The sequence below is a fragment of the Candidatus Phytoplasma oryzae genome (assembly GCF_003263355.1).
Classification (GTDB): Bacteria; Bacillota_I; Bacilli_A; order Acholeplasmatales; family Acholeplasmataceae; genus Phytoplasma; species Phytoplasma oryzae_B.
The window spans coordinates 1-17,989 of sequence record NZ_JHUK01000002.1; the positions used below are offsets into that span (position 1 = coordinate 1).

The 17,989-nt window shown below is 20.2% G+C and carries 10 protein-coding genes; 4 read left to right on the forward strand and 6 right to left on the reverse strand.

Annotation, left to right across the window (positions count from 1 at the left end):
* Positions 1-4,056: DNA polymerase III subunit alpha (gene polC, locus DH96_RS00620; RefSeq protein ID WP_111961283.1), on the forward strand; the 4,056-nt coding region annotated here is incomplete at its 5' end.
* A gap of 201 nt (positions 4,057-4,257) precedes the next feature.
* Entirely contained in the window at positions 4,258-5,595 is a 1,338-nt protein-coding gene (locus tag DH96_RS00625; RefSeq protein ID WP_066540239.1) for an FAD-dependent oxidoreductase, read from the forward strand.
* A 116-nt stretch (positions 5,596-5,711) separates the two neighbouring features.
* Here DH96_RS00625 and DH96_RS00630 read toward each other — a convergent pair whose 3' ends face one another.
* The gene (locus DH96_RS00630) at positions 5,712-6,455 is read right to left on the reverse strand and encodes a hypothetical protein (protein WP_066540247.1); all 744 of its coding nucleotides are present in this window, start codon (positions 6,453-6,455) and stop codon (positions 5,712-5,714) included.
* Between the two features lie 312 nt (positions 6,456-6,767).
* On the opposite strand from DH96_RS00630, the gene DH96_RS00640 reads away from it, so the two are divergent.
* The gene (locus DH96_RS00640; RefSeq protein ID WP_066540253.1) at positions 6,768-7,445 is read left to right on the forward strand and encodes a hypothetical protein; all 678 of its coding nucleotides are present in this window, start codon (positions 6,768-6,770) and stop codon (positions 7,443-7,445) included.
* A gap of 482 nt (positions 7,446-7,927) precedes the next feature.
* Here the strand turns inward: DH96_RS00640 and DH96_RS00645 are convergent, their stop codons facing one another.
* From DH96_RS00645 to hrcA, 5 genes are all read right to left on the reverse strand, one after another.
* A complete protein-coding gene (locus DH96_RS00645) occupies positions 7,928-8,503 on the reverse strand; it encodes a lambda-exonuclease family protein (protein ID WP_066540256.1) in 576 nt (191 codons plus the stop codon).
* 644 nt (positions 8,504-9,147) lie between these two features.
* Positions 9,148-10,266: a molecular chaperone DnaJ gene (gene dnaJ / locus DH96_RS00650; RefSeq protein WP_066540259.1), complete on the reverse strand. Its 1,119-nt coding sequence runs from the start codon at positions 10,264-10,266 to the stop codon at positions 9,148-9,150.
* Between the two features lie 114 nt (positions 10,267-10,380).
* The gene (gene dnaK, locus DH96_RS00655; protein WP_066540261.1) at positions 10,381-12,273 is read right to left on the reverse strand and encodes a molecular chaperone DnaK; all 1,893 of its coding nucleotides are present in this window, start codon (positions 12,271-12,273) and stop codon (positions 10,381-10,383) included.
* Complete coding sequence (locus tag DH96_RS00660; RefSeq protein WP_066540321.1) at positions 12,254-13,015, reverse strand: nucleotide exchange factor GrpE; 762 nt, start codon at positions 13,013-13,015, stop codon at positions 12,254-12,256. The genes dnaK and DH96_RS00660 overlap by 20 nt, the downstream gene beginning before the upstream one ends.
* A gap of 49 nt (positions 13,016-13,064) precedes the next feature.
* Positions 13,065-14,126, reverse strand: a complete 1,062-nt coding sequence (hrcA, locus tag DH96_RS00665) for a heat-inducible transcriptional repressor HrcA (protein ID WP_066540264.1) — start codon at positions 14,124-14,126, stop codon at positions 13,065-13,067.
* A gap of 793 nt (positions 14,127-14,919) precedes the next feature.
* Here hrcA and DH96_RS00670 point away from each other — a divergent pair.
* Complete coding sequence (locus tag DH96_RS00670; RefSeq protein WP_066540267.1) at positions 14,920-17,976, forward strand: S1 family peptidase; 3,057 nt, start codon at positions 14,920-14,922, stop codon at positions 17,974-17,976.
* The last annotated feature ends 13 nt before the right edge of the window (positions 17,977-17,989 follow it).

The following is a 17,989-nucleotide window of genomic DNA, read 5'->3' on the forward strand; positions in this document are numbered from 1 at the left end:
ATTAAAAAAAATATAAAAAAAGAAATATATAATGATAAAATAGAAAAAATTGATATTAGTCAAAATTTAAAACAAAAAAATAAATTTAATTTTAATCAAATTATTGAATTAAATTTTCAAGAAATACCTTTTGAAAAAGAAAAAGCCAAAGATTTTTTAAATAAATATAAAATTTTTAGTATTAAAGGTTATATTCAAAAACCAGAATATATCATGACTAAAAATAAAAGTATTTTGTTTTCATTTTATCTTTTAGATAAAATTTCTAAACAAGATTCTGTAATATATAGAAAATTTTTTTTGCTTAATGACCCAAACTTAAAAAAAATAAAAAAAGATTTTCAAGAGGGTTATTATATTAAAATCAACTCTTTTATAGACAAATATGAAAAAAATCAAGAATATTTTTTTAATTTTGATTTAGATCCGAAAAATAATTATCAACCTTATCAAATATTAAGTCAAATTCCGCTTAATTTTGAAAGAGTAGATAATTACAATGGAAAAAAAAGAATTGAATTCCATTTACATACCAAAATGTCTAATTTAGACGCAATAACAAGTGTAAAGGATTATTTAGAAATTGCTGAAAAATGGCAGCATCAAGCAATAGCTTTTACAGATCATAGTGGTATTTATGCTTTTCCAGAAATTGAAAAATTTTCTAAAAATAAAAAAATAAAACCTATTTTAGGTGTAGAAATAGATTTTATAGAAGAAAAAAAAATTTTTATTACTAATCAAAAAAAAAATCCAATTTTTAATAATTTTATTTTAAAAAATCATAATTATGTAGTGTTTGATTTAGAAACTACTGGTTTATCTAAAAATAGAGATAAAATTATTGAATTATCAGCTGTTAAAATAGAAAATGGTAAAATAACAAAAGAAATTTTTAATGAATTAATTAATCCTCAAACCAAATTAAATAATATCATTAAAGACTTAACTGGTATTAAAAATGAAGATTTATATGATAAACCAACTATCGAAGAAGTTTTACCACGTTTTTTAAAATTTATTGAAGGTTATACGTTAGTAGCTCATAATGCTTTTTTTGATATAGGTTTTTTAGAAGAAAAAATTAAAAAATTAAATATTAATTTTAAAATTCCATCTGTCATCGATACTTTATCTTTAACCAAAAAATATTTTGGACAAAAAATGAAATTCTTTTCTTTAAAAAAAATAGCAAATTATTTTAAAATTAAACAAAATATGGAAGGAAATCACCATAGAGCTTTATTTGATGCTAATACAACAGCCTTAGTATTGATAGAAATTTTTAAAAAGTTAGAAGAACAAAATATTATTTCAATTGACGATTTAAAAGAACCTTTAGAAAGTATTTATGAAAGACCTTATCATATAAATATTTTAATTCAAAATCAAAAAGGTTATAAAAATTTATTCCATTTAATAAGTGATGCTTTAACTATAGATTTTCATAATAAACCAAGAATTTTAAAATCTAAATTAGAAAAAAGAAGAGAAGGAATATTAATAGGTAGTGGATGTTCAAAAAGTAATGTTTTTGAAACAGCATTAAATTATAATGACCAAGAATTAGCTAAAGCTATTTCTTTTTATGATTATATAGAAGTTCAACCTATTCCAGCTTATAAAGATATAATTTATGATTTAGGTGGAGATGAAAATGCCATCCAAACTATTCAAAAAACTATCTTAAAAATTATTAAAGAAGCTCAAAAACAAAATAAAATTATTATCGCCACTGGTAATGTTCATTATTTACATCCTTATGAAAAAATTTATAGAGAAATTTATATAAATGCTAAATTAATCGGCGGAGGTATACATAAATTATATAAATATTCATCTGAAAATTTACCAGATAATTATTTATTAACTACTCAAGAAATGTTAAACCATTTTCATTTTATCAAAGATGAAAAAACCAAACAAGATATAGTTATAAATAATACTCATTTATTAAATGAAAAAATAGAAAAAATTAAAATTTTTCCCAATAATCTTTTTTTTCTACCAGATGATACTTTTAAAGAAACACTTAAAATAAAAAGTATTAAAGAAGAAATTAAAATATTAATAGATAAAAAAATTAAAAATATTTACGGACATTTTATTCATCCTTTAATTAATAAAAGAATAAAAAAAGAATTAAAAAGTATTTTAGGAGATGATAAAGAAAATAATAAAACGAATAAAAGTATTGCTCCTATATATTTTTTAACTTATCTTTTATCAAAAAAATCAATAGAAAATAACTATCCAGTAGGTTCGAGAGGTTCTATAGGATCTTCTTTAATTGCTAATCTTTTAGAAATAACTGAAGTAAACCCTTTAAGACCTCATTATATTTGTCCTAAATGTAAATATACTATTATTCAAATGACTTCAAAAGAAAGAAAAAATGAAGAATTTAAAAAATATATTGATAAAATAGGTAAGGATCAAAATAATTATGAAATTTTATCCAAAGTTTTTTCAGGATATGATTTGCCAGATATACTTTGTCCTTTTTGTAAAATAAAATTTCTGAAAAATGGTCAAGACATACCCTTTGAAACTTTTTTAGGTTTTGAAGGTAATAAAACTCCTGATATTGATTTAAATTTTGCAGGAGATTATCAAAGCAAAGCTCATGATTATATAAAAGAATTAATGGGTGAAGAAAATGTCTTTAGAGCAGGGACAATCCAAACTGTTGCTAAAAAATATGCTTTTGGATATATCAAAGGTTTTATAAAGGAAAAAAAATTAGAAAATAAAATACGTTTTTGTGAAATTTACAGAAGAGCAAACATTATAGAAGGAGTGAAAAGATCTACTGGACAACATCCCGGCGGAATAGTTGTTGTACCTAAAAAAAATTCTATTTTTGAAATAACTCCTGTTCAATATCCTGCTAATGATATTAAGTCAACTTGGAAAACTACACATTTTGATTATCATTCTTTTGAAAAAAATTTATTTAAAATAGATATTTTAGGTCATGATGATCCTACAATGATAAAATTTTTTATGGATTACGTTAAACAAAATCCTAGTAAATTTCCATTTAAAAATTATCAAGATATTCCTACTGATGATCCTGAAGTTTATAAAATTTTCTCAAACCAAAATAAAGATATTTCTGCAAAAAATGCTATTTCGTCTCTAGCAATACCAGAATTTGGAACTAACTTTGTTATAGAAATGTTAAAAACAGTTTATAAAAAAGAACAACAAAATTTTAATTTTTCTACTTTGGTAAAAATATCTGGACTTTCGCATGGAACTGATGTTTGGTTAAAAAATGCTCAAGATATTTTACATAAAAAAGGGGATTTTAAACAATACGAAAAAACAATTTCTTTTAATGAAATAATTTGTTGTCGTGATGAAATTTTAAAAACTTTAATTCAAAAAAATATAGATCCATTAAAATCTTTTGAAATTATGGAATTTGTACGTAAAGGTAAACAACATTCTCATCCACACGAATGGCAAGAATTAATTAAACCTATAGAAAATAAAATTGAAGAATGGTATTTGAAATCATTAAACAAAATTAAATATCTTTTCCCTAAAGCACATGCTACTGCTTATGTTTTAATGGCTATAAGAATAGCATGGTTTAAAGTTTATCACCCAATTTTATTTTATAGTGGTTTTTTTTCAAAAAGGGTCGATCAGTTTGATTATAGTTTAATGTTAAAAGACAATAATTATATTAAAAAAAAAATATCACAATTAGAATATGATTCAATAAGAAAAAAAATTACAACCAAAGAACAAAGTATATTAAATACTTTAAAAAATACTTCTGAAATGATTCAAAGAGGATATAAATTTTTACCAATTGATTTAAATAAATCAGAAGCTTTTTTATTTGTTATTGAAAATGAAAATTATTTAAGAATGCCTTTTATTACTCTAGATGGTTTAGGTGGTGTTGCTGCAGAAAGCATAGTCGAAACCAGAAAAAAAAAATTATTCGATAAACAAGATTTTAAAGAAAGAATTAAAGTTAATAAAACTCTTTGGAAAAAATTTGAAGAATTAGGAATTATAAATAATTTACCAGATTAATAATTATTTTCAAAAAAATAATTCTATTAAATAAAATCATATTTTTTTATATAAGTTATTTACAATAAGTAATAATATAATATATAATAATTGTATACTATATATTACTACTTAGTTTTTTTAAATAAAAGAATTAAAAAAATAAATACAGAATACAATAAAAATTTATTTAAATAAAAAAGAGAGGATAAATATTATTAAATGAAAGTAATTGTAATTGGTTGTACTCATTCCGGCACTGCTGCAACTAAAACAATATTAAAAAAATATAAAGATGTAGATGTGACTATTTATGAAAAAAATGATAACGTTTCATTTCTTTCATGCGGAATAGCGTTATATATTGGCGGAGTAGTAAAAGACCAAAAAGGATTATTTTATTCTAATCCGAATGAACTTTCACAAATAGGAGCAAATGTTAATTTAAAACATGAAGTTTTAGAAATTGATTTCAATAAAAAAATCATTGTAGTAAAAAATTTAGAAAAAAATAAAAAATTTATTGATGTTTTTGATAAGTTAATTATTTCTATGGGATCGTGGCCAATAATTCCAGAAATAAAAGGTGTTGATTCAAAAAACGTTTTATTGTCTAAAAGTTTTGAACATGCTAATAAAATTATAGAATATGCTAAAAATATCAAAAAAATAACAGTTATAGGCGCAGGTTATATTGGAGTAGAATTGGCCGAAGCTTTCGCTAAACAAAATAAAAATGTTAATTTAATAGATACCCAAGACAGGATTATGTCTAAATATCTTGATAAAGAATTTACAGATTTAGCTGAAAAAAGTCTCGCAGAAAATAATGTTAAACTATTATTAGGACAAAAAGTTATTAATTTTCAAATAAAGGATAATTTAGTTACCCATGTTAAAACTGACAAAGGTTGTTATGAAACCGAATTAGTAATAATGTGTATTAGCTTTAAACCTAATACTCAATTAGTTCAAAAATATTTAAAAACATCTTCTAATGGGGCTTTAATAGTTAATGATTTTTTACAAACTTCTAATCCAGATGTTTATGCTTGTGGAGATTGTACTAATATCTTTTTCAATCCTACTCAAGAATATAAATATATTCCTTTAGCCACAAATGCTATTCGTATGGGTACTATTATAGGACTGAACATAAAAAAAAATCAACAAAAATATTTAGGAACTCAAGGTACAAGTGGTATTAAAATTTTTGATCTAAGTATTTCTTCTACAGGTTTAACAGAAAATACAGCTAATGATGCTAAAATAAACTGTGATACTGTTTTAATTAAAGATGCTAATAGACCAGAGTTTATGCCGAAATATAATCCTGTTTTATTAAAAATTATCTTTGATAAAAAAACACGTCAAATTTTAGGTGGACAAATTTTATCAACTACTGACTTAACTGAAAAAATGAATACTTTAAGCGTTTGCATTCAAAAAAAAATGACTATAAATGAATTAGCTTTTGTTGATTTCTTTTTTCATCCTTATTTTAATAAACCTTTCAGTTTGTTAAATTTAGCAGGTTTAAAATCTTTAGAAATGTTATAAAAGCATTTCTTTTTTTCTAAATAAAAATAAAAAAAATATTTTTATTTAGAAAAAAAAGTAAAATTTTTTTCTTTTTAATAATATTTTTTATTATTTTTACTAAATTAAGCTTTTAATTATTCACCATATTGGTATTCATAAACAACAATCCCTAAATCATCATTTTTTATTTTTTTAATTATTTTTCCTTCATGATCATATTCATATTCACATAATAGTTTATCTATGATCTTTTTATTTCTTATAAAAAAGAAAATTTTAGAAATCCAACTTCTTTTTGTTTTTGTTATACTATAAAAAATTTTTTTTATTTTTTGACCATTTTCATTGTAAATATAATTATAAACTTTTTTTTTAATAGGGAAATTAATATTTTCTTGAGCTAAAAACTTAATTTTGCTTTTTAACTTTTTATTTATTTTGTCATATTTATATTGAATTAATATTTTATTATTTTTGTTTTTTTCAAAAATAAGTTGATTTTCTTCATTGTATTCAAGTATATTTTCACAAATTATTTGATTATTAATTTTTATTTTTTTATTTACAACAAATAAATCATCTTGACTAACTTGATTATAAAAATATTCAATATCCTTATTATCTAATAAATATTTTTTTTGGATTAATTCCTGATTAATATCATATATGTATATAACTTTATCATTGTGATTATTTTTATTAATTTTCATAATTTTGTTTATATGTTCTGAAGAAGCATAAACTTTTTCAGAAATAACATTTTGTTTTTTTGTTAAAAAAAATATAAAAATCATAATAATTATTAAAATTTGAAATTTTATTATTAACTCCTTTTTTTGTTTTATTTCATTTTTATTTTTTTTTTTAAATAATTGCATTTTATAAAAAAATTTCCTTCTAATTGGACTATAAATCAATAATATGTGTTTTTTTACATATTAATTTAGTAATTCTAAATATCTAAAAATTTAATAATTAAAATAACCTAAAAAAATAAACACTATTTTATAGTATAATTGAAAAATATTTAAAAAATAAAATAAATTTATAATTTTTTTGGATATTATCAAAATTAATTGTTTTTATTTTAAAAAAAAATATAATAATATTGATATTTGAAATATCTTCAAAATCTAATATATTTAATTTTCTATTTTTATAAAATTTATGAAAGATGCTGATAAAAAATAATGGATATAAATTCAAATGAAGAATTTTCTTTTTTATTTCTTTTATCGCTTTTATTTTTTTCAAAATTATTTTTTATATTATTTTATCAATATAATTCGCAAAGAATTGATTTAATTGAATCTGAAATACAAAAAAATTCAATATTAATTGATAAAATAAAATTAACAAATGAACAAAAATTTAAAGAAAATATTTCTTTACTAAATGAGAATCATATATTAAATAATTATTTACAAAAAATTATCAAAGATAATGGTACAAAAGAATATTATAGTTTAAAGAATAAAGGAAATATTATTAAAAAAAAATATATAAATGGTAATATAGAACAATTTGATCAAAATGGTATTAAATTTTTATCATTTAATAAATTAAATAATAAATGGACTTTATTTAAAGATTCTCAATATAATGTGAAAGATTTTCTAAAAATGGGATTTTCGCCGCAAATATTAAAAGATTCTAATTTTAAACTAAAAGAACTAAGATATCAAGGCGGTTTAGAGTTAGAAGAATTGAAAAAAATTAATTATCAAAATAACTTGTTAAAAATTAAAGATCTTAAAGAAGCTGATTTTACTTCTACAGAATTACAAAAAAATGGTTTTAATATTAATGAAATATATCAAATATTTGCTTATTCAAATGAACAATTAAATGAATTAGGTATTTTATAATCAAAACAATTCTTTAAATAAAATAAATTTTAAATTAAATAAATTTTTGATTTATTTTAAAAAATTATCAATAAAATTATTTGTTTATATATACTTTTTAAAAAAAATTTATTTTCTTTTTTATTTTTTTACAATTATAAATATTATTTATATCTTTTCATCAATAAATACACAATTTAAAAGACCAAAAATAATTAATGTTTTTTAAAAATTTTATAAAAAAGTTTTAAATAAAAAACTTTGATTATTAATTATGATATATTTTTTTAAACTATAAAAAATTTTTTTTAAAGTAAATAATAAATGTATTTTTTTCTTAAACTTTTATTTATTGAAAAAAAAATTAACTTATATTTACAAAAAGAAATTTCTTTAACATAAATAAATTAATATTAGATATTATTTTCGATAAACTTATAATAACTTAATATAAAAAAAAATATAAAAATTTAATAATTTCATAAATATTTGAATATTTATCATCAAGTTTTAAATATTTTTCTATATTTTTTTAATATTTTTTGATAATCATTAATTTCAATAATCATTTTTTGAATAAAAATATTATTAAAATTTATTTCAGTTAAATGAAAATCTTCTTCATGAAAATAAACTAAAAAATAAGCTTTTGAAGAATCGGAACAATATAATCTACAATAAATTTGGGCTAAATAATAAGGAGGAATTATATTCTTACTACAAATTTTTTTCCAAATATGTATATTTTTATTTTGAGGACATTTGATTTCTAACATTGTTTTTGTTTCAGAATGAAAACCATCCAAAGAAGCTATTATATTTTCTTTAACAAATACAGCTGGTTCATAATTTCTTTTTTTTAAAATACTAAAAAAAAGATTAGCATGAAGTTTTATTTTTTTTTCTAATTCTTTTTCTTTATTAAAAGATAAAGAATTTTTAAATATTTTATTTTTAATTAATTCTTCTTTGGAATTATAAGGATCTAAACCCATAATGATGCCTATTTCATAATCATTTATATATTTTTTTTGATATTCTAAAAAATCATAACTATTAGGTTTTATATTTATTTTCATAATACATATCTTACCGTTTTTTCATTATTTTTAATATTATTTTAAAATTACTTGAAAAATAAAAGACAAAATAAAGATATCAAACAAATTTTGATTTATTTTTTTAATAAAAAAAATAAAATTAACATTTAATAAAATTTAAAACATTTTATTAGATTTAAAAAAAGAAAATACTTTTTTATTAAAAAAAATAAACAAAGAATTAGGAATAAAGAAAATTTATACGTATAAGATATCTTTTTTTTAATTCAATGTCAATTTATTTATATTTTTTAAAATATTTTTTAAAATATTTTTTAAAATAATTTTAAATATAAAATATAAAATACAATAAGTTATGATAAAAATTATTTATTTAACTGAAAAAAAATAATTTAAAAGTTAGTAAAAAATTATATTAAATTATTATCAATTCAAATATTTTTTTATAAATTAATAAATTTTAACAAAATACAATTTTTAAAAAATAAATATATTATTTTATTTTCATTATTTTTGTAAAAAAATAAACAATTAATTTTAAGATAAAAAAATTATATTTCCTAATAAATTAATACTTATTTAAAAAAATATAATTAAATAAAAAAAAATTTATTATGAATAATTTAATCAATTTTTAATATATTAATATAATTTTTAACAAATTAAAAAAACCAAGAAGATTTACTTTTTTTATAATTTTTAGCTTTATAAATATTTTTCAATTCTTGTAAAAGTTCTTTTTCTTTATTAGATAAATTTGTAGGAGTTTGAACCTTAACTATTATATAATGATCTCCTTTTTTATAAGAAGATTGTAAATAAGGAATTCCTTTATTTTTTAATCTAAATTTAGTATCTGTTTGTGTTCCTGCTGGAATTTTAAGACTCACTATTCCATAAATAGTGGAAACATTAATGACTTCTCCTAATATAGCCTGAAAAAAATCAATATAAACAGTAGAATAAACATCTTGATTTTTTCTTTGAAAAATATCATGAGGTCTAACTTTAATATTTACGTATAAATCACCATTCATTTCGCCTAAAGAACCACCATTACCCTCGTTTGCTATCTTTAAAGTCATATCTTCTTCCACTCCAGCTGGTATATCTAATTGCATTGTTTTTATTTTGTTTGCTCTTTTTTTTCCTCTGCAAATCAAACATTTATTTAAAATTGTTTTACCTGTTTTATGGCATTGAGGGCATATCTGTTGAGTAGTAATATTGCCTATTAAAGTTCTTTGAAATGAAGAAATATAACCAGAACCATTACAGTAAGAACATACTTTAATATCTTGTGAACTTCGAGCTCCTGTTCCTTTACATTCTTTACAATCTTCTTCGATATTAAATTTAACATTCTTTTTCGTTCCTAAAGCAGCTTCTACAAAATCAATAGTAATTTGAATATTTTTATCTTCACCTTTATTAGAATATTTTTTGTGACTTCTCTTTTGACCACTAAAAATATCTTCAAAACCTTGGAATATATCGCTAAAATCAAATTCACTTTGGTTAAAACCTTGAAAACCACTACTATTTTGATTAAAGTTATTAAATTCATTATGACCAAAACGATCATATCTTGCTTTTTTTTGAGGATCATTCAATACTTTAAATGCTTCTTGTACTTCATTAAATTTTTTTGCAGCATCTTTTTCTTTACAAAGATCTGGATGAAATTTTTTACAAAGTTCTCTATAAGCTTTTGTAATTTCTTCTTTACTAGCATTTTTAGACAATCCTAAAATTTCATAATAGTCTTTCTTTTGATTCACAATAAAAACTCCTCATTTATAATATAAATGTATTTTTGAATAATAAATAAACCAAAAAAAGAATAAAATCTTTTTTTGGTTGATTTTGAAAAAAGCATTAAAAAAAAATAAACCCTATTTTTTTTCTTCGAATTCCGCATCTACTACATCATCAGCAGCAGATTTTTTATCTTCATCTGTTTTTGTATTACTATCATCATTGCTTTGATTCTTTGATTGTTCAGTATTTTGTTGTTTTTCTTGTTGTTTCTTTTGATAAGCTTTGATAGCTATTTGTTGTGATTCTTTCGATAAAATATCTATCTTTTCTTTAATTACACTAATATCATCACTTTTTAAAACTGATTCTAAATTTTTAACATGTTCTTCTATATTATTTTTTTCTTTATCAGATAAATCATCTTTTAAAGTTTGTAAAGATTTTTTAGTTTGAAAAATTAATTGTTCAGCTTCATTAAGAATATCTATTTTCTCTTTTTGAATCTTATCTTTCTCAGCATTTTGTTCAGCTTCTGCTATCATTCTTTCAATTTCTTCTTTAGTTAAATTACTGCTGCCAGAAATAGTAATATTTTGTTTTTTGCCAGTTTCTAAACTTTTAGCTTGTACAGAAACAATACCATTTACGTCAATATCAAAAGTCACTTCAATTTGAGGTTCACCTCTAGGAGCAGGAGGAATATCATCTAAACGAAAACGACCCAATGTTTTATTATCTTTAGCTAAAGATCTTTCTCCTTGTAAAACATGAATATCCACCGAAGGCTGATTATCAACAGCAGTAGAAAAAATTTGAGATTTTGACGTAGGAATAGTAGTATTTCTCTCGATTAATTTAGTAAAAACATTTCCTAAAGTCTCAATTCCTAAAGATAAAGGTGTAACATCCAATAATACAACATCCTTAACATCACCAGATAAAATTCCTCCTTGAATAGCTGCCCCCATAGCTACAACTTCATCAGGATTAATACTTTTATTAGAAACCTTTTTAAGTTCTCTTTCAACTGATTCTTGAACAGCTGGAATTCGTGTTGAACCACCAACCAATAAAACTTCATCTATTTGATCACGAGTAAGTTTCGCATCTTTCAACGCTACTCCAATAGCATCTAAACATTGTTGTACTAAATCTTCTGTCAATTGATTAAATTTAGCTCTAGTTAAATTACAATCTAAGTGAAGAGGAACGCTATTGCCATTTATCATAGTAGAAGAAATAAATGGTAAAGATATTTGTGTAGAAGTAACTCCACTTAACTCTTTTTTAGCTTTTTCAGAAGCTTCTTTTAATCTTTGCTCAATTCTTGGATCTCCTGATTTTAATAAATCAATACCATGTGCATTTTTAAATTCTTGCACTAAAAAATCTAAAATTCTTTTATCAAAATCATCGCCACCAAGATTGTTAATACCACGTATAGCAGCAACTTTAAAATTACCATCAGCTAAATTCAAAATAGAAACATCAAAAGTTCCTCCACCTAAATCAAATACTAAAATATTTTGTTCTTTTGTGCTTCTCTTATCTATACCATAAGCTAAAGCAGCTGCTGTAGGTTCATTAATAATTCTTTTTACATTTAATCCTATAATTTTGCCTGCATTTTTAGTTGCTTGTCTTTGATTATCATCAAAATAAGCAGGTACAGTAATAACTGCATCAACTACTTCGGCTCCTAAATATTTTTCAGCTGATTTTTTAAGATTTTGTAAAATTAAAGCACTAATTTGTTCAGGACGCTTTTTATCTTTACCTGTTTGAACCCATACATCTTTACCCATTTGTCTCTTGATAGAAACAATAGTATAAGGATTAGTAATCATTTGTCTTTTAGCAGACTCTCCTACTAAAATTTCATCTCCATTAAAAGCTACCACAGAAGGAGTAGTACGGCTTCCTTGTTCATTAGTAATAACTTTAACTTCTTTACCTTCTAGAACAGCCACACAAGAATTGGTTGTTCCTAAGTCTATTCCAATAATTTTATTCGATACTTTCTTCATTATTATCACTCCATTTATTTATTTTAACCATAGCAGGTCTAATTACTAATTCTTTATATAAAAAACCTTTTTGCAAAACTAAAACATTTGTATTATTTGGTTGATTTTTATCTGAAATCTTAGATATAGCATAATGTAACTCAGGATTAAATTTTTCTCCCAAAGATTTAATTTCTTTAACACCATTTTTTTCTAAAATTTCCTTAATTTGTTGATAAATCATTTTAAAACCTGATAAAAAATTTTTTAATAAATTATCTTTTGTCTCTGTTTCTAAAACTTTTTCTAATTGTTCAAAAGGAACTAAAATATCCTTTATCAAATTAACAGAAGCATACTTTTTATCTTTTTCATTTTCTTTAATCATTCTTTTTTGAAAATTGTCTAAATCAGCTTTATATCTTAACCTTTCATTAATTAAGTTTTTATTAACTTCAATTAAATCATTTTCTAATTTAGAATAACTTTCTTCTAACTTTTTATTATTATCTTCTAATTTATAAACTAAATCTTCAAATTTATTTTTCTCTACATTATCTTTATCTTTTTGATCATTTTTTTTAATTTTTTCTTGATCATATATTTTATGTCTTTTTTGACTAATATCAGATTTTGTAGTTTCTTTGTCTTTATTGCATTCACATCTTTTTTCATTTTTATTATCTAAATTATATGAATTAGTTTGTTCAATCTTTTGTTCTGTTTCCTCCTTTTCTTCTTTTTCTTTTTGTTCTAAATCCATTATTTTCACTTGAAAAAACACTCCTTTTTGATTCAAAATTTTATTATATTTATAATTGTTTATAATACCTTTCCTCAAATAAATATGTTAAATGAGCTGATAGATATTCTAATATAGGTATAATTTTATTATATTTCATTATAATAGGACCTAAAATACCAATAAAACCTTTTTCATTTTTACTAATTTTATAAGGAATAGAAATTATAATAAATTCACTATAAGGCCACAAAGTTATTTGATTTACTAATTTATAAATGTTATTATTAGAATTAGAAAAATTCAAAAAAACTTTTTGTAATTCTTGAGAATCAAACATCTTCATTATTTCCTTCATTATTTGATCATTAACAAAATTATACTTATTGACAAAATTAGATATTCCATAAATATAGGAGTTACTTTTTGTAAAAAGATAAAAAACTTCAATTAAAAATTTAATTAAATTTTCAGGATATTTAAAAATTCTTTTTTTAATTTCATCTTGAATGATATCACTTTGTATTATTTTTAAAGCTTCAAATAAATATTTATTAAAAAGCAAATTGTTTAAAAATTCAGTAATCTTTTCTATTTTACTTATTAAAAAAAAATATTCTTTTTTTGATAAAAAAATATTTTGATATCTTAAATTTCCTTTATCTGTAATAATTATAACCATTGCTTTTAAATTATCTAAAAGAATAAAACTAATTTTACTAACTTTATTTGTTTTAAAAACATTTGGAATTACACCCATTGTCACGTAATCAGTTAAATTACATAACAATTCTAAAACTTCTTTAAGAATAGAATCTTTATTTAAATTTTTTTTATTTAATATTTTTTCAAATAAAGAAATAATTTGAAAAGGTGCTTTTGAATCTTTACGAGTCATCAAATTTTTTAAATAGAAAATATATCCTTGAAGAGAAGGTATCCTCCCACTAGATTTATGATTTTTTATTAAATAACCTTCTTTTTCTAATTCAACCATATCATAACGAATAGTAGCACTAGAAAACTTTAAATAAGGTAAAGAAGTTAATAATTTAGAACCTATAGGTTTAATTTTTTTAGAATAATTTTCAATAACAGCTTTTAAAATCATTTTTTTTCTATCAGAAAGCAACTTAACACCTCTAGAATATAATCATACAGAATATAAATACAATCATATATTCCATTTACTTAAATTATCTAGCACTCATTTATTATGATTGCTAACACAAACATATTCTATTACTTTTTATCTTTATTGTCAATACTTCAATTTTAAAAAGTTTAAGTTCAAAAAATCATAATAAAATTTTAAAAAAAACATAAAAAAATCATTTAATTAAAACAGAATATAACAGTTATTTTAGCAAATTTTTTTATTTTAAAATCATTTAAAACAAAAAAATGACAATTTTATATTATAAATCTTTATTTCAATATGAAATAAGTTCATAAAATATAAAAAATAATATTAAAAATATTTAATAAAGGTTCAAAAAAAGATAAAAAAATTAATTAAACAAAAAATTTAATAAAATAAAAAAATAAATATTAAAATTATTTTAAATTTAAAATAATAGAATAATTATAATTATTTATAAATATTTGTCAAAATATTAAAAAAATACTTTATTAAAATTTTTATTTTACATAGACTTAACAAAATAAAATATTATTTAAAACTACATAATGCTTAATTATTAAATTAATTAAAAATAATTAATTTAATAACTATTTAAATAACTGCTACAATATTATTGTAGTTAAAATCATAATACACAATTTATAATGAATTTTTATTTATATTATATTTTTAATTATTATTTTAAAATTAAGTAAAAGAAAAATAAATCCAAATTAAAACAAAAAAATACTAATTAATATTATTTTAAATTTGTACTATAATAGGAGTATTTACGCTTAAAATGAAAGAATTTTTGTATTCAGAAAAAAAACAACAAAAAAAAAAATATTTTTTTTTATTTTTTTTTCTTTTTATTATTTTATTATTTTTATATTATAAATTCTTTGTTTATGATATTTTAAAAAAACAAGAAATGGATGTTATTAAAAATCATCTAATAAGTCATCTATCGAACAAAGATACAAATTCAGAATATGTTAAAATTAATAAAAATAAAAAAATTAAAGAAAATCAAGAAAAAATAAAAACTTTTTTTGATCAAAAAATAATATCAAAAGAAGAAAAAAATAATAATTCATTTGAATTACAAAAATATAGTTTTGAACAAGGCGATTATGTTTATGCTTTTGTTTTGGATACTCAAACAAATGATAAACCTTTTCAAGAAGGTATTGTAAGTCAAAACTATTCAGAAGAAGGAATATCTTTTTTACCTATTTCTATCAAAGGAAAAAATAACAAAATTTTTTTTAACAAAAATGGCGAATTTATAGGTATTACTTTGCCTGTAGATGATACAAGAATGGCTATTAATTTTATAATAACAAGTAATTTTATTTTTCATTTAATGAATTGTTTAATAAATCATGGAGATCAAAAAAATTTATTTGAAATAAACGAAAACATAAAAAAAGAAACAAAATATTTTATTAATTTATGTCTAAAACAACAAAATCAAAATCATCCAGTAGAAATTTGTTTAAATGAAAATGGTTTTTTTATAGGATTAAAATGGGGAAATAAATTTTTAGATATACAAAAATTATTTAAAGAATACAATATTTGCGCACAATGTTGTTACAAAAAATTATCTAATTTAAAAAATATTTTAATACCACAGAATAAACCAAAATTAAGTAATAATAAAAAGATAGATGATCAAATATATGATGAAACAAATGATGAACTACTAAAGAAAAAAATTAATGAATTGTCATTCATTACTTTAACAATCCGTATGGACAATGCTTTAGGTTCAGGTTTTATTTTTAAAACAGAAGAAATCAATTCTGATCAAAAATATAAATACTATGTTTTAACCAATAGACACGTAATAACATCAGATATACAAAATCAATCTACTGTTATCTATAATCGATATTTTTTACCAAAACGTGCTACTTCAATTTCTTTCATAGAAAACAAAAGAAGTTATGATGATATGGCTGTTTTAACATTTGAAGAAGATATAAACAAATTTAATGCAGCTCGATTTCAAAAAATCAATAAAATTTTAGAATATGCTTTACCAAAACAAAAAATAGAAATACATGAAGGAGAAGAAGTTTATTCAATGGGTTCTCAAATGTCCCAAACGCCTATTATTCATTATCTATTACCTAAACAAAAATTTACTTTATTTTCACAAATAACAGAAGAAGATAACCAACCAATAGAAGAAAAAAATTTCTTTCCTTTAGTTAATCAATTAAATTATCTTAATGAAGATAAATCACAAATAAATGCTAAAATAGAAACAAATTTATTAAAAAAAGGAAATATTATTTATTTTCATGAAAAACTAATTACTTTCAATATATCTATTGATTTTGGTAATAGCGGAGGACCTGTTTTTAATAAAAAAGGACAAATTATAGGTTTAAATAGAAGTACTGCAGCATCAAAAGATCTCATAGATGAATTTACAAAATGTATCAATATAGAACATGTTAAAGAAAATTTAATGGTAGAACATTGGGAAAAAGATAATTTTTTCAAAAAAGAAAATATTAATTTTTTATTAAATAAAATATCAAATTTTAATAATTTTATTCATCAAAATGATATTAATAACATTGAAAATAAAAAAATCACTTTTTTTATTAGTGAACTTTTAAGTTTATATGTAAAAAAAAAACAATTAATAGGACCAAACATAAAAATAGATGATTTAGATTTAAAAAACCCTCTTTTAATATTTAATAGTGATCCTTTGATTACAAAAAAAAAATATGAAACAAAAATAATTATTAATTTTTTCCAACATGAAAAAATAGATAATAAAGAACAAATATTTTCTTTTGATCCTACCGAAGAAAAATTAAAAATAGAATTATTCATGGCATTAAAAGATAATCAACTAAATTTTGTCACAAGATTCATTAAACAAAATAAAGAAAATAAAATCTTTATTAAAGACTTACATTTCGATTTAAAAGAGATGTTATTCAATAACCTTGATACACAAAATTTTGATCAAGAACACGAAGGACTAGACTATTTTCTTTCTATGAAATTAATCCATTTATCCCCACGAAATAATATAAGTAATGAAGAAAAAATAAAAAAATCTTTAATTATTTGGAGAACAGAAAACAATATTCAAGGTAATGGAATTATTTTAAATAAAAAAAAATTAGAAAATGGTAATTTTTTATATTTTATTTTGTCTAATCATAACGGAAATGTTAATATTATAGATGAATTAAAGAATATTTTTTTAGATAAAGCTGAAATAATAACTTATAAATCCGATTTTTGTGAAAAAGAAAAAATGAAAATTAAAAGTTTCTACTCTAATAAAGTTAATAATTTTGTTTTAATCACTTTTGAATCAAATTATAATTATAATGTAGCTCAAATTTCTCCTTTTTCCAAAATATCATTAGGTGAAGAAATTTATTTTCTTTTTAATTTAGATAATGAAAAATATTCTCCACAAATTTTCAAAAGTAACATAGGCACTATAGAAGAAAAAAAAAAATCATTTCTTTTTGATTCAATATTTAATTTAAAAAACAAAAAAGAAAAAAATTATCAATTCAATTTTTTATGTTTTGACAAAGAAGGAAATTTTATAGGATTTAATAATATTATAAAATATTATAATAATCCTGATATTCCTTCATATTTTCTTAAAGGTTCTTTTTTACAAAAAGAAGATTTATTAAAACTCTTTGTTAAATCTAAAATAAAAGATAATTGGAATGTTATTTTAACTATTTTTTTCATTTTAACATCTTTTTATATTTTTTTAAAAATAACTTTTATTTCTACTGAAAACGATATTATATCAAAAATAAAAAAATCAAATAAATTTTCTTCATTAAAAAAATGATAAAATAAAAAAG